General features: G+C 65.0%; 14 protein-coding genes and 1 tRNA gene. 5 read left to right on the top strand and 10 right to left on the bottom strand.

The features are described 5' to 3' along the window. Positions 1 to 14: 14 nt before the first annotated feature. Complete coding sequence (locus HY699_11780) at positions 15 to 1568, top strand: 1-deoxy-D-xylulose-5-phosphate reductoisomerase (protein MBI4516481.1); 1554 nt, start codon at positions 15 to 17, stop codon at positions 1566 to 1568. Positions 1569 to 1634: 66 nt separating this feature from the next. Continuing rightward, a complete protein-coding gene (gene dksA, locus HY699_11775) occupies positions 1635 to 1997 on the top strand; it encodes an RNA polymerase-binding protein DksA (protein MBI4516480.1) in 363 nt (120 codons plus the stop codon). Positions 1998 to 2090: 93 nt separating this feature from the next. Here dksA and HY699_11770 read toward each other — a convergent pair whose 3' ends face one another. Beyond that, on the bottom strand, positions 2091 to 3278 hold the full coding sequence (locus HY699_11770) for an acyl-CoA dehydrogenase family protein (GenBank protein MBI4516479.1): 1188 nt from the start codon (positions 3276 to 3278) through the stop codon (positions 2091 to 2093). A 98-nt stretch (positions 3279 to 3376) separates the two neighbouring features. Here HY699_11770 and HY699_11765 point away from each other — a divergent pair. Next, a tRNA-Ala gene (locus tag HY699_11765) sits at positions 3377 to 3449 on the top strand. A 17-nt stretch (positions 3450 to 3466) separates the two neighbouring features. On the opposite strand, the gene HY699_11760 is transcribed toward HY699_11765, so the two are convergent. After that, on the bottom strand, positions 3467 to 4042 hold the full coding sequence (locus tag HY699_11760) for a site-specific integrase (protein MBI4516478.1): 576 nt from the start codon (positions 4040 to 4042) through the stop codon (positions 3467 to 3469). A 272-nt stretch (positions 4043 to 4314) separates the two neighbouring features. Here HY699_11760 and HY699_11755 point away from each other — a divergent pair, with 272 nt between their 5' ends. Continuing rightward, positions 4315 to 4488, top strand: a complete 174-nt coding sequence (locus HY699_11755) for a hypothetical protein (protein MBI4516477.1) — start codon at positions 4315 to 4317, stop codon at positions 4486 to 4488. A 166-nt stretch (positions 4489 to 4654) separates the two neighbouring features. Here the strand turns inward: HY699_11755 and HY699_11750 are convergent, their stop codons facing one another. Beyond that, positions 4655 to 4852, bottom strand: coding sequence for a hypothetical protein (locus tag HY699_11750; GenBank protein MBI4516476.1), 198 nt, complete (start codon positions 4850 to 4852; stop codon positions 4655 to 4657). A gap of 127 nt (positions 4853 to 4979) precedes the next feature. Here HY699_11750 and HY699_11745 point away from each other — a divergent pair, with 127 nt between their 5' ends. After that, positions 4980 to 5303, top strand: coding sequence for a hypothetical protein (locus HY699_11745; protein ID MBI4516475.1), 324 nt, complete (start codon positions 4980 to 4982; stop codon positions 5301 to 5303). A 64-nt stretch (positions 5304 to 5367) separates the two neighbouring features. On the opposite strand, the gene HY699_11740 is transcribed toward HY699_11745, so the two are convergent. From HY699_11740 to HY699_11710, 7 genes are all read right to left on the bottom strand, one after another. After that, complete coding sequence (locus HY699_11740) at positions 5368 to 6471, bottom strand: AAA family ATPase (GenBank protein ID MBI4516474.1); 1104 nt, start codon at positions 6469 to 6471, stop codon at positions 5368 to 5370. Positions 6472 to 6658: 187 nt separating this feature from the next. Continuing rightward, positions 6659 to 6832 (bottom strand): ribbon-helix-helix protein, CopG family, encoded by a 174-nt coding sequence (locus HY699_11735; GenBank protein ID MBI4516473.1) that lies wholly within the window; start codon positions 6830 to 6832, stop codon positions 6659 to 6661. Positions 6833 to 6884: 52 nt separating this feature from the next. After that, positions 6885 to 7574: a hypothetical protein gene (locus HY699_11730; GenBank protein MBI4516472.1), complete on the bottom strand. Its 690-nt coding sequence runs from the start codon at positions 7572 to 7574 to the stop codon at positions 6885 to 6887. 258 nt (positions 7575 to 7832) lie between these two features. Then, entirely contained in the window at positions 7833 to 8516 is a 684-nt protein-coding gene (locus tag HY699_11725; GenBank protein ID MBI4516471.1) for a hypothetical protein, read from the bottom strand. A gap of 193 nt (positions 8517 to 8709) precedes the next feature. Then, positions 8710 to 11625, bottom strand: a complete 2916-nt coding sequence (locus HY699_11720; protein MBI4516470.1) for an ATP-binding protein — start codon at positions 11623 to 11625, stop codon at positions 8710 to 8712. 55 nt (positions 11626 to 11680) lie between these two features. Further along, positions 11681 to 12088 carry a transposase gene (locus HY699_11715; protein ID MBI4516469.1) on the bottom strand — a complete coding sequence of 136 codons (408 nt, stop codon included), beginning with the start codon at positions 12086 to 12088 and terminating at the stop codon, positions 11681 to 11683. Between the two features lie 184 nt (positions 12089 to 12272). Next, entirely contained in the window at positions 12273 to 12635 is a 363-nt protein-coding gene (locus HY699_11710) for a hypothetical protein (protein MBI4516468.1), read from the bottom strand. Between the last annotated feature and the right edge of the window lie 169 nt (positions 12636 to 12804).

Here is a 12804-nt window from a genome sequence, read left to right as displayed (position 1 = left end):
TGGCGTTTGGCGCTATGGACAAGCAGTTCTGCGTTTACATCCTGGCCAGCAAACGGAACGGCACGCTGTACATTGGGGTGACCTCAGAGCTGGCAACGCGGGTGTGGCAGCATAAGAGCAAGGTAGTGGAGGGTTTTTCGGCCAAGTCCGGCGTTGACAAGCTGGTCCACTACGAAGCGCACGGCTGCGCAGAGACCGCAATCGTGCGGGAGAAGCAGCTGAAGAAGCGGCGCCGCGCCTGGAAGATGACAAATTGCGTCCCTTTCGGCCATGGGCCTCGGCTGCACGTTACCCACAGATTTGTCGCGCACCCGCGCAACAGTGGGCGCAACTATCTGCGATGGCCGCCCCGCAAGTTGCGTGCTATGGCAAGTTTGTTAGGGAACCTGGGCATGAAGCGGCTAGCCATTCTCGGCTCGACGGGCTCGATCGGCGTCACCACGCTCGATCTGGTGGCGCGCTTTCCCGAACGCTTTCGGGTCGAGGCCCTGGCGGCGGGCAAGAACGCGGTGCGGCTGGCGCAGCAGGTGCGCCGCTTCGAGCCCCGGCTGGTGGCGGTGGCTGACGACGAGGCGGCGGCGGCGCTGCGGGCCGCGGTCCCTGAGTTCAGCGGTGCGTTGCATGTTGGCCCCGCGGGCTTGCACCGTGTCGCCACCGCCGATGGCGCTGAGCTGCTGGTCTCGGCGCTGGTGGGCGCGCTCGGCCTGGAGCCCACGCTCGCCGGCATCGCCGCCGGCAAGGACGTCGCGCTGGCTAACAAGGAAGTGCTGGTGGTGGCGGGCGAGGTGGTGACGCGGGCGGCGCGCGACGCCGGCGTCCGCTTGCTGCCGTTGGATAGTGAGCACAACGCGATCTTCCAGGCCCTGCGCGGCCACCAGCCCAGCGAGGTGCGCCGCCTGGTGCTCACCGCCTCGGGCGGGCCGTTTCGCACCCATTCGCGGGCGCAGCTGCACGCGGTCACCCGCGAGCAAGCGCTCCAACACCCGACCTGGAAGATGGGCAACAAAGTCACCATCGACTCGGCGACCTTGATGAACAAGGGTCTCGAAGTGATCGAGGCGCACTGGCTGTTTGATGTGCCGGCCGAACAGATCGACGTCGTCATCCACCCGCAAAGCATCGTGCACTCGATGGTGGAGTACATCGACGGGTCGGTGATCGCGCAGCTGGGCGTCTCGGATATGGCGATTCCGATTTCCTACGTCCTCGCCTATCCCGACCGTTTGCCGCTCGCGCACTTGCCGCGGCTCGATCTCGCGCGAGCGGGGGCACTGACTTTCGAGGCGCCCGACCTTGACCGCTTTCCCTGCCTGGCTTTGGCGTACCGGGCGCTCGGCGCCGGCGGCACCGCGGCGGCGGTCTTAAACGCGGCCAACGAGGTGGCGGTCGACGGGTTCTTGCGCGGCCGCCTGAGCTTCCTCGCCATTTCGCAAATCCTTACCGCGGTCATGGACCGCCACACGGTGGTGCCATCGGCCGATCTGGCGGCGTTGCTGCAAGCCGACCGCTGGGCGCGTGCACAAGCCGCTGGCATGACGGAGGCGAGCGTAGAGCGCGCCAGCGCGTAGCGGCGGCGTGCTTTACAGCGTTGAGCGTGGGTGGTAGGCGAGTAGCTTCCGGTTTAGGAGGACGCTGTGAACCAGCGGCAACTTAAGTTATTCGAAAAGATGCTGGGCGCGCGCCGCCAGGAGTTGCTCGACGAAGCGGAGCGGACGGTGGGGGGTATGACCGACGGCAAGGAGAACTTCCCCGACCCGACTGATCGCGCCTCGCTGGAGTCGGATCGCAACGCCTTGTTGCGCATTCGCGACCGCGAGCGCAAGCTGATCGCCAAGATCGACGAGGCGTTGCAACGAATTGCCGACGGCACTTACGGGTTGTGCGAGTCGTGCGGCGAGGCCATCGGCGTCGAACGGCTGAAAGCGCGCCCGGTTACCACGCTGTGCATCGACTGCAAGGCGGAACAAGAAGCCGAAGAACGCCGGCAGCGCACCTAGCCAGGGCGACGTTCCGGGGGCGTGTGAGGAGCCCCCATTACCTCGCGCTCCTGGTTGCGCCAACTCGAGCAGAGCCGAATCAGCCCGCGCGCCTCAGGTCGGGCGCGGCAAGCCCAAGACCTGCATCGCGATGATGCCCTTCATGATCTCCGAGGTGCCCGAGGCGATGCTGGCTGCGGGGGCCATCAGATAGGCCATTTGCACCCATTGCTCGGGGTCGATGCGGTCGCCGCTGCCCGGCTCCAGGGTGCGGTAGAGCAAGCCCTTGGGGCCCAGGATCGACATCCCGATGCGCGGCATGGCCTGGGTCAGTTCGGTCCAGTGGAGTTTGATGATCGACGCTTCCGGTCCCGGCATGCCCCAGCGCAGAAGCTTATCGAGCGTGCGCTGGCAGGTGTGGCGGAAGGTTTCGACACCGAGGTAGGCGTCGGCGAGCGCTTGGCGGGTGATGGGATCGCGGGTGGCGCCGTGCTCGTGCGCCAGCTTGAGTAACTCATCGCGCGCCTTGGCGAGCAAGATCTGCATCTCGACGACGTAGAGAATGCCGCGTTCGTTTTGCAGCGCCGCGGTGGCGATTTGCCAGCCGTTGTGCAGCTCACCGAGCAGGTTGGCGCGCGCCACCCGCACGTTGTCAAAGAACACTTCGTTGAACTCGGCTTGGCCGCCGATTTGCCGCAGCGGCCGGACGGTGATGCCCGGGCTCTTCATATCGACCAGCAGGCAGGAGATGCCGTTGCGCCGCTTCGAGTTCGGGTCGGTGCGGCACAACACCATGCACCAATCGGCGTGGTGGGCCAGGGTAGTCCACACCTTCTGACCGTTGACCACGAAGTGATCGCCATCGAGGACCGCGCTGGTGCGCAGCGAGGCGAGGTCGGAGCCGGCACCCGGCTCGGAGAATCCGAAGCACCAGAGATCGTCGCCCGACAAGATGCGCCGGGCGAAGCGGTGCTTTTGTTCTTCGGTACCGAAGGCCAGTAGCGAGGGGCCGGCGATGCCGATGCCGAGGGCACCGATCACCTGTGGGGCCTCGGAGCGCGCCATCTCTTCGGTATAGGCGATCTGTTCGGGGATCGAGGCGCCGCGGCCGCCGTATTCGACCGGCCACGAGATGCCGACCCAGCGAGCGGCGGCAAGCTTGGCCTGCCACTGGCGCAGTCGGCGTACGCGCTCGGAATCAGGCAACTGCGCGGCTTCCTGCGGCCGCAGGTCGCTAGGCGCGTTAGCGGCCAGCCAAGCGCGTAGTTCAGCGCGAAAGGCATTGAGGTCTGGCGTGCTCATGGGGCGAACAAAGCCTGTCGCGCGCCCAAGGTCAACCGCTCTTGCGGGCGGGGGACAAATCCGGTAACTGTTCGGCGACACCGCCCGCCGCCTTCTGTGGGGCCGTAGCTCAGTTGGGAGAGCGCTAGAATCGCACTCTAGAGGTCGAGGGTTCGACTCCCTTCGGCTCCACTTTTCTTTTCCAGTACTTACGCAACTGCCCGCTCCGCAGACTCGGCAAATTGTCCGTGTTCTGTCCGTGTTCTCTCGGCGGGGCCATTTTCCGGCCTCACCAACGCAGCCGTTTTGGGTGTCTGCGTCTGCTGCTGGAGGTGCTCGTTCAACCGGGCTGCCGCCGACGTCAGATCGCTCTCGCTCACGATGTTGTAGCGGTCGAAGATGGCGCGCGTCTTGTGCCCGGACAGGGCCATACACACCCGCTCGGGGATGCCGGCCCGGACCATGTTGCGGACGGCCGTGCGTCGCAGGTCATGGACGATGAGCGAACCCAGGCCCGCAGCCTTGCAGGCGGTCTTCCACGCCTTGCGAAAGTCACCGATCGGCTCACCCCCGACGTGAAAGACGTTCGGGCAATCAAGGCGCCGCTGCTCGGCGGCCCGCTCCATGATCTCCAACAACTCGCCACTCAGGGGCAAGAGTCGGCCGTCCTTGTTCTTGGAAAGCTCGGGGCGCAAGCGAACCACGCCGCCCGGCAAATCTACGTCGCGCCACTCGAGGCGCCGCATCTCCCCTACCCGCCAACCCGACCAGTACAGAAAGCTCACCGGGTCTTTGAGCGTAGCGGGCAGCGCGGCACGGAGCGCCAGAAAGCTGCCGTTGGTCCGATGCCGACAAGGTCCCAGGCACCCAGGGAGCCCGCGGCCCGGGTCACGCAGTACCCGGCCGTTTCGAGCAGCCGGCGGCTGCGATGCTCGTTCCTGGTGCCCTTGCGCTTGGCGTTCATGGTTGCGCCCTTGCCGACGGTGGTCTACACGGGCCGTGCATGCCGTTGCCTCTCACGCCAAGTCCGCCCGCCGAACGAAAGAGCGTTGCGGAAATGATCGGCGAGTATCTGCGGGAAGCCGCCGTGCTCGTTGGCGTGTTCGCTATCTTGGACAAGCTCATTGAAGGGGACGCGCTTTCGCCCGGTTGGGTTGTGGCGGCGGCGGGAACAAGCCTTTGTTTGCTGGCGGTCGGCGTCATGATTGAACGGAGCCGCAAAGGCGGTTGACCGGGTAGCACCGACGGGCGTAATCTTGAGCGTAGAAGGGAACCGTCATGCAGGAATACTTCTCGTTGCTGGTGTTCGCCGTCGCGATGGCCATCGTTGCTGCGTTTGGGTTCTACTTCGCGGCCAAGGAGCGCAAGGAGAGCCAGCACCGGCAGTAGCCGCGCCTTCATCCCGCACGCTCCCGCAGCGCCCGTACCCGGCACCACAGCACAAAACCCCAACCGGCCAGGTCAAGGCACTCATCCTCGATTTCGCCCAGCAGCTCACCCTGCGGCCGGTGGAAGCTCCGGTCGCCGTAGGTGACAGCGCCCACCTCGAGGCGCTTGGCGACGGCCGCGGCGAAGGTCGGGAAGGTGTCGGTCATCGGTCCGCTCCCATGTGCCCGGTGTGCCATCGCCGAAGCTGTAGCCAACGGCCATCATGGTGCCGGCAGGTAGCCCGGGCATCGGGTCGGCATTTGACCGTTCGACTTCGCGTTCTCGATAGGCGCGATGCCGGGCGCGCGCTTCGATCCAGACGGTGCGCAGCTCGGCGATTCCGGCGCGCCATTCCGCCTCGGTCGGTCCATCGGGAATCTTCGCCAACACGTCAAGGCGATCTTCTGCGGCCTGGTGTCGTTCCTTCAGGTCCGGGAACTCCCAGGGCAGCGCGCCCGGTTCATGGTCGGCAGCAAGCTCGGCATGAAGCGCGGCCAAAGAGGCGCAGCAGTCCGTGAGGTCAAGGCGGCCGGCCGACCGTTCAGCTTGTTCGGCGCGCATGCCCGCCTCATGAACGCTCGGTTCTCGCGCAAGTACCCGTCCCGCCAAGCTCTTTAGGCTCGCAGGCTCCGAGTGTTCATCGTTCATCCCCGTAGGGGAATGAACGTGTGAACGGCTCCCCTCAACTGACGAAATCACGTGCGCCATTGCTTGCCTCACCTCGTCCGAGCTTGCTCAGTCGGTTCACTTTGCCCAGGCTGATGTTCAGCTCCTTCGCGATGTCCCGTTGCGAGAGGCCAGCGTGCTGCATCGTGGCCACGCGCTCGACTTCTTTCGCGTCAAGGCTGGCCACGGTCCAGACATCGCGGCCGCCGGCGTCAACTTCGAGCATGGCCTCGAACGGTGCCGCGTCGTCACCGATGAGCCCGCGTGTCTTATCGAAATGAACTTCGAAGCGCGCGCCTTGGCGCGGGTCGTAGTCAGAAGGTCGACGCAGGACGATGACCGTATCCAGCACGTCTTCGCGCTTGCTTGTCCCCCGCTGCGCTCCGTTCTTGCCCGCGTGGTGCAGGAAAAGCGCCGAGATTCCGCGTCGGCGAAGCGCGAGCGCCCATGCTTGGACCGCCGCCCAGCCCTCGGCTTCGTTCTCCACGCCGGTACGACACAGCGTGCTGATGTTGTCCAGGATCAGCAGCTCAACGTCGTCCAGGTAAGGCTCGATGCGTTTCTGTCCTGCCCCGGTTGCCAGATCCGGTAGCGCTTCACTCTGCACATCGGCCGGGAGCAATCGCAAATAGTCATCGTTTGGCGGCTCGTTGCACGCAGACGCGGCGATACGAGCGAGCCGCTGCTGCAGAACAACGGCAGGCATCTCGCCGTCGATGATCAATACTCGCCGCGGTTGGGGCGCACGAAAGCGCAAGAAGCTCGAACCTGTCGCGACCGCGTAGGCCACGTTCAGGGCGAAGAAGGTCTTGCCAACGCCGCGCTGCGCGTAGATCATGGCCAGCCCTTGCCGTGACAGCCAAGGAGCGAGTAGGTGCTCACGCGTGGGTAGCTCAAGCGTTAGCAGTTCCCGCAGCGTCAGCACCCGCAAAGGCGAAGCTGCCGGGCACGCCGTCAGGTCCTCGGGGCGCCATCGGCGCAATTCTGCGACCAGCTCGCTTACATCCGTGGGGGGTGCGGGCGGGCTCAGCTTCTCGCGTTCCAGATCGCCAAGAGCCGCGTTCACGCTGGCCAGTGCCTCCGCTGCCGCGTCTATCTGCTCGCCCGCCGCAGCGTACATGGGCAGAGAAGACACCAGCTCGGTGACGATGCTCTGCTCCTCCGCCCCTTCGCGGAATCGCTGAAGCGCGTAGGCACGGGCGGCCGTTGCCCGGTCGCGGTACTCATTCCAGCAGGCGGCGAGGTTCGGCGTCATGACCGACGCCCCGCGCGCTCGCGCGCTAACCGCTCAACATCGTCGAGCCGCGTCATCGGCCCGCCGGCGGCGAAAGCAGCTCACGGCGCAGCAGCTCACGCACGTACTCGCTGATGGTGCGGTCCTCAGCTTGCGCCGCAGCGACCAGGCGGGCGGCCAGCCGGTCGGGGAGCCGCAGCGTCAGCCTCGCGGTCTGGTGGTGCTGCGTTCGTCGTAGGTCGCGCATGCGTGCGACGATAGCGCACGCATGCGCGCTGTCACGCTAATGGCGCGCCACGCTAGCGTGATGCGCTGCTTCTTGGGTTCGCCCTCTTGCGCGCGTCTCGGATGATGTCTCGCATCCGCTGAGGCTGCACGTTCTCCTGTGCAGCGAGCGCCTTGTGAGCGTCGGCCCTTGCAGCCTTCTCGCTCTTGTTCGCGGCGAGCCCCTCGCGCACCAGCTTGTTGAAGGTGACAAGGAGTTGCGCGTTCCGGCTGCCGTACTTCGAGCGCTTCCGCTTGTTTCCCAAATAGCCGCCTTTGGATTTCGCCGCGCGATCGAGCGCGGCCATCGCGGATGCATCCGCGGCCTCAAGTGCATCATCAGGCAAACTGCCAGGCCGCATGAATGCGCCAATATCCATGAGCGCAAAGAGTTTCCCCGTGGCGGTTTGCTTCACCTCGATGTGCTGGCTTACGTCTCGCCAGCCATGGTGCAGCGGCGCCTTGATCGGAACATCAGTGTAAGGCGCAGCCTCCGGCTCCGGCTTGTAAGGCGTCACCGGCCAATCACGGGCGAGCTTGTCGAGGCACTCGGCCGAGCAGAAGTAGTGCTGCCCGTCCGGGCAGTCGTGGAGAAACCAATCGTCATCGGCGCGCCACTTGTGCTCCTCGCACAGTTCGCCCGGTACCTTGTGCGGTCGCCGCAGCCCTTCCCGAATTGCCTTGCACTCCTCGCAGGTTTCGCGCCCCGTGCGCGGAACGCGCAACCTGCCGCACGCCCGGCACCTAATCGGCTTCGTTGTCGACTCAGGGCGCTTTGCCTTCGCGCGCCCTCGGGCAATCGCTGGCGCCGGCCGTTGCCGTGGTCGCTTCTTTCGCGCCGGCCGCGCCGGCTTCTGGGATCGCATCGCACCCTCCGCAAGGTGCCCGCAGTTGGTGACGCCGCGGCGGGCCGGTGCGGAAACCGGCTTTTCGGCTCGCGTTGCCTAGCCGCGGCGATGTCCAGTATTCTTCTTCCCGTGGCTTCAAATCAACAGCCTCTGGAATCGCAACACCGGAGCCGCATGAGCCGGTAGAATGACTGCGCCGGCTGCCGCATTGGCGATGTCATCGTGCGCGCCGGGGGCATGGTCGATGCTGTCCTTCCCCCCGCGTGCGGTGCGCCGTTCGAGGCTGCACAGTTGTCCGATTAGGCGCGGATGGTCGAGCAGCTCCACTTGCCCCGAATTCAGCAGCGGGAGCAGGTCGCGGTACAGGTCGCTGCGCACCTTCTCCGACACGCGATACTCAATGCCGTGCTCGCGGAATTTCTCCCGCGGCCACTCGCCGGCGTACCGGTCGCCGGTGACCGTACTGACGCGATACGTCTTCAGCAAGCTGGCAAACTCACTGACCACGTCGGCCGGGCTGAAGGGCGGCCGGCGTTCGCGGACGGCGTCGAGGATCACCTTGCCGTTGTTGTCCCGGTGCGCAATCGCCAAGGTCATGGCATCTTGGCTTCCGCCGCTGGGGTCCACAAACCCGACGTAGGATGAGCTTGAAACTGGCGGCAGTTCCCGCCGGTCGGGCACCACGCACCCAGCAACCGCCTCTCTACTCACAAACGACTCGATGTCGCGGCGAAACTCGGCGCCGTACTCGGCCGCGGCTGCCGCTTCGTCCGTGGCATAGGCGTCGGCGATCACTTGCGGCTCAACGGCCGGGTTCATCGCTGCCGTCGGGGCTTGCCAGACCAAGACGGAATCGCACTCTAGAGGTCGAGGGTTCGACTCCCTTCGGCTCCACTTTTCTTTTCCAGGAAGTCACCGTCAGGCCAGGTGGCCAGTTCATCGAGGTCGGCCCCCGGCCGGTGCAATCGGCAGCAGGCGGCGCGGCCTGCTGCTGGAGACCAGCAACCCACGCTCAGTGGGATCTCACATCGTCATCCAACCCAAGCTCGCGCAAAGCCACCTTGGTTTCCTCGACTTGCTGCTCGGACACGCTGCCGCCCGCAGTGAACTCAACCCGTAACGTCAGCTTGTGGTCCTTCCCGGTGGCGAACCGGGAGAGCACCTTGGTGTAGAAGTTCATCCACTTTTGTGGCGGAACGTCACCTGACCATGATAACCCCTTGGTTTCGGGCAGTGGCGGAGAAGGTAGTGGCTCCTTCCCGCTGGAGATGCTGAACGTTGCGGAGCCGCTGATCTGTCCCGCTTTTGCGGTGACGACAAAGCTACCTTCATCTTTGCCGGCGAGGAACACGCCCTCGGCGTCGATCGTTCCGCCCGTCGCGTGCCATTGCACCTCGCCGGGCGCAAAGTTGCGGCCATGCTGATCACGCCCGCTGGCTACAAACGCTTGCTTCTTGCCCGGTTCGATCCGCACACCTTGAGGAGAGATCAGTACGGTCGCCAGGTGCGGCGGCTCGATGTGCTTCCTCGCTTCGTCGGCCTTGATGATGAACATGTCGTCGCGGATCTCGACGTTGGCGGCTACCAAGCTCGTCGCGAAGCAGAAGGGCTCGTAGGCTCCGCGTTCGGTCTTTCCGACGTAGCCGATCAGGCCGCTCTCGACGCCGCGCGCGATCGTATCCTTGATCGAGTCGGGGTTCAGCAGGCGCGGCAGCTCGGGCGACGCAAAGAACGCGTCGCGCACCGATTTGGTGCTCCACTCGGTACGGCCGCCGGGCCAGCTCTTCGTCAACAGGTTCGGGCTCACGCCCTTGACCAGCTCGTCCTCCTTCTCCAGACGGCTCAGGATCAGGGCAACCAGCGACTCGGCCGCGCTGGAATGCACGAGCCCGAGGTCCACGGGCTTCCACTGGTTGCCCTTCGTCAGCAGCCTCACGTTCTTGTAGGTTCGCCAGACCGTTTCCCTGAGATCGCGCTCGGCCTTCTTGACGTTTTCCGCAAGCTGGCGCTTCTGGCCGTCATCAAGGCGAAGCTCGTCCTGCTCATCCTCGATGTCTTCCCACGCCAGCACCTTGCGAGCTTCATCGCGGAGTGCGTCGGGGCCTTCCGCAATCACCCAGATCAACGCGCTCTTGAACGTGCGTCCCGATGCGCCGTGCTCTCGCGTTGCTACCTCGACGAACTCGAGCGTCGCTTTGTCCGCGATGCACTGCTCTGGTGCAAGCACCACCAGCGTCAGACCGGCGTAGTCGGGGATCAGGCCGCTCTTCTCCGGGAAGTAGATAGGCTTGTCTCCCTTGGCGGCGTCAAAGACCTTCTGGACATCGGCGCGGACGCGCTCGTCGATGCGCTTCGGCTGGACGCTTGCCCGCCGATCGGCCAACAGCTTGTTCAGATTCGGCGACAGGCTGAACCGGTAGCGGTTCTTCTCGGCGGACAGGAAGTAGCAGGTACTGGCGAGCGCCTCGACGGCGGTCTCCACGTTGCCGATGTCGAGGTCGGGCTCGGCGACGGCGAGGCGAATCTCGGGCAAGGTTGCCTCCGCCTTCGCTTGCCCGCCGTTGGATTCGAAGAAGATGGTAGTTGCGACTTTCTGATGCAGCCGTGCTTTGCGGATCGTGTCGACAGCTTCCTTATCGAGGCGGATGGCGTTGGCGTCCGGCTTGCCAGCGATGTCGGTCGTGACCGCGCCCTCCAGCTTGGCACCGCCGAGCTGCTCGAAGATGGCCGACCGGAACATCGGGTCGTCGAGCGGCGCCGTGCCGGTGCCGATGAGTGGATCTTTGCGGTTTCGCGTAAAGCCGTCTTGGTACGCGTGCGACACCCAGAGGGCGAGCAATCGCAGAATGCCGCGCGTCTGCTGGAAGCGCGGCAATGCTTGCCACTTGCGTTCGAACACGGAAAGCAACGCTGGATGGAACGGATACGTGTCCGCGAATTGCTTCTTCGCGCTGTCGACCGGAAACCAGCTGGGGACTTGCGTGCGATGCTCGACGATCCAGTCCGCATACGCCGCGGCGGTCTTTTGTCCATCGGCCGGCAAGCCACTCCACTCGAACAGCCGCCGCCGAATGATCTCCGAGGTCTCGGCTTCGGCCGACATGATCATCGCCTTGCCGAGCCGGTCGAGGAGCTTTTCGAAGCGATCGAAGTCCGCTTCGTCTTCCGGCGTCATCTCGTCAACCAGCGAAGGAAGTGAAACCACGAGCACCACCCGGTCCTGCGCCCGCGCCTCTTCTGACAGGTTCTGGACGAAGCGATACAGCTCACCAGTGAGACCCGACTTGCGGTTTCGGCCCATGTAGTTGAGCAGCTCGTCCATCAGGATCACCGCCGGCCGATCCTTCGGAAGGAATGCGCGGATGACATCGCCACCGGGCGCGGTGCGGCGCTCTTCGTGCTCCGCAACCACCTCGAAGCCCGCCTTGCCCGCGAGTTGGAACGCGATCTCCCCCCACGGCGTCCGCCGAAGCGGCGTGCCATCCTTGCCGCCGCGGCCAGTGATCGAGTCGAACTCGGTTCCCACGAACACCGCTACGGTCGATGCCGGTACGGCATCGACCTCGGCTGTCTTGAGGATGTTCGCCACACCCTTCCATTCCGCTGCCGCAGGGCCACCCTTTGCCAGGTGATAGAGCAGCGTCAGGGCGTGCGTCTTGCCGCCGCCAAACTGCGTCGTCAGGTTGTAGACCGCGGAGGTCTCCACTTTGATCCCGCAGAGCCGACGTACGACGCTGACCGCCAACTCGGTCAGATTCTTGGCGAAGAAATTTCGATCAAAGAATCGTCGCGGCTCTTGGTAGTCGGCCGGCGCACGACCGTCGCGCACATGGTCGAGGTGCACGGCGAACTCCGACGCGTCGAGCGGTCTGCCGTCCCGCAGATCTTCACGCGGAGGAACCACATTGAACCAGGGCTTCAGCGCCATTCCGATCTCCCTTCAGCAGCCGTGCCGCGCAGCGGCGACCTGTCGCTTCGCCGAATCATCTTCCCGCCAAGAACGCCGCATCCGCGAGAATCTCCCGAAGGTCGTGGCCGATCGCTCCGGTGTAAGGATATTCCCTCCAGTCACGAGCCAATCCTTGGCGCACAGGATTCTCGGCAACGTAGCGGACTTGCGCCCCAAGGTCCTCGCTGCAACGGATGATGTGATCCCAGAAATCCTTCTGCCAAGCACGGCCCGGGCGGTGGCGGCGTAACCAGAAGCCGCTCTTCTGCTTGAACGCAGCCATCGCGCCCCGTGTGTCGGGTCGGTCCGTGTCTCCTTGAACGATCAGATGCAGGTGGTCAGGCATGAAGCAGCAGACCGGCGCCGAGCAGCACCACCTTCCCAACGCCTCGCGCAGCGTGGCAAGAAAGATCGAGACCACGTCGGGCTCGTCGAAGAGCATGCGACGGTCAGCAACGCACGCCGTGAACGCAACATGCACTCGGCCGACGCACGCCTCTTTGGGAAGGCGATGCGGCTTTTTTCTTACCGGGGCCGGGCGGGCGGAGTGCATCGTGGCGCATTATGGCGCAGAGAGGCCGCAGGCTAAAGTCCTGCGGCTACAGCGTGCGGCGGTTTTAACCTGCTCACCCGCGGGCGAATCGGCCGGTGTTCGGGTCCAGTCGCCATTCCTTGAAGAAGCCGTATGGAAACGTCGCTGCCTCGTCGCGCGATCCGACGACAAGTAGCGTCTCGCCACCGAGATTCGAGCGTTCCACGATGCCCATTGGTCGTACAACATGGTCGGTGAGATGGCGGACGAGAGCAACGCCCTCGGTGGCGTCGCGGCGATAACAGAAGACCACGCGCAGCGCAGCGCGCACGCACAACACCTTCCAGAGCGAGTAGGCGACGCGATCGTCGCTGCGGCTATTCTCCAGCTCCAGTGCGGCGACCGGGAAACGCCAGCGGCGGTCGCCGGCAGGCTCGAAAGCGACCACATCGAGCACCAAGTACTCCTGACGCGGCGCTGGGAGCAAGTCCGACCGATGCCCCTTCGCGGCAGCCTTCCATCCCATCGATTGGCAGGTCGTCACCACGACACGTGTCAAAGCCTCGGTCCACCGCCCGAGCCGTCCCTGCAGCGCAGCGGCGCGCAGCGGCGTCGACGCTTCGTGC

Source organism: Deltaproteobacteria bacterium (assembly GCA_016210005.1).
Taxonomy (GTDB): Bacteria; Desulfobacterota; Binatia; order HRBIN30; family JACQVA1; genus JACQVA1.
This window is presented reverse-complemented; position numbering and strand designations above follow the sequence as displayed.

Bases quoted from the DNA above. Each gene is read 5' to 3' on its own strand.
- HY699_11725 (MBI4516471.1), bottom strand. From the start codon at position 8,516: ATGAACCCGGCCGTTGAGCCGCAAGTGATCGCCGACGCCTATGCCACG.
- HY699_11740 (MBI4516474.1), bottom strand. From the start codon at position 6,471: ATGTACGCTGCGGCGGGCGAGCAGATAGACGCGGCAGCGGAGGCACTG.
- HY699_11770 (MBI4516479.1), bottom strand. From the start codon at position 3,278: ATGAGCACGCCAGACCTCAATGCCTTTCGCGCTGAACTACGCGCTTGG.
- HY699_11715 (MBI4516469.1), bottom strand. From the start codon at position 12,088: ATGCTCTTCGACGAGCCCGACGTGGTCTCGATCTTTCTTGCCACGCTG.
- HY699_11735 (MBI4516473.1), bottom strand. From the start codon at position 6,832: ATGCGCGACCTACGACGAACGCAGCACCACCAGACCGCGAGGCTGACG.
- HY699_11720 (MBI4516470.1), bottom strand. From the start codon at position 11,625: ATGGCGCTGAAGCCCTGGTTCAATGTGGTTCCTCCGCGTGAAGATCTG.
- HY699_11745 (MBI4516475.1), top strand. From the start codon at position 4,980: ATGCCGGGCGCGCGCTTCGATCCAGACGGTGCGCAGCTCGGCGATTCC.
- HY699_11750 (MBI4516476.1), bottom strand. From the start codon at position 4,852: ATGACCGACACCTTCCCGACCTTCGCCGCGGCCGTCGCCAAGCGCCTC.
- HY699_11755 (MBI4516477.1), top strand. From the start codon at position 4,315: ATGATCGGCGAGTATCTGCGGGAAGCCGCCGTGCTCGTTGGCGTGTTC.
- HY699_11780 (MBI4516481.1), top strand. From the start codon at position 15: ATGGACAAGCAGTTCTGCGTTTACATCCTGGCCAGCAAACGGAACGGC.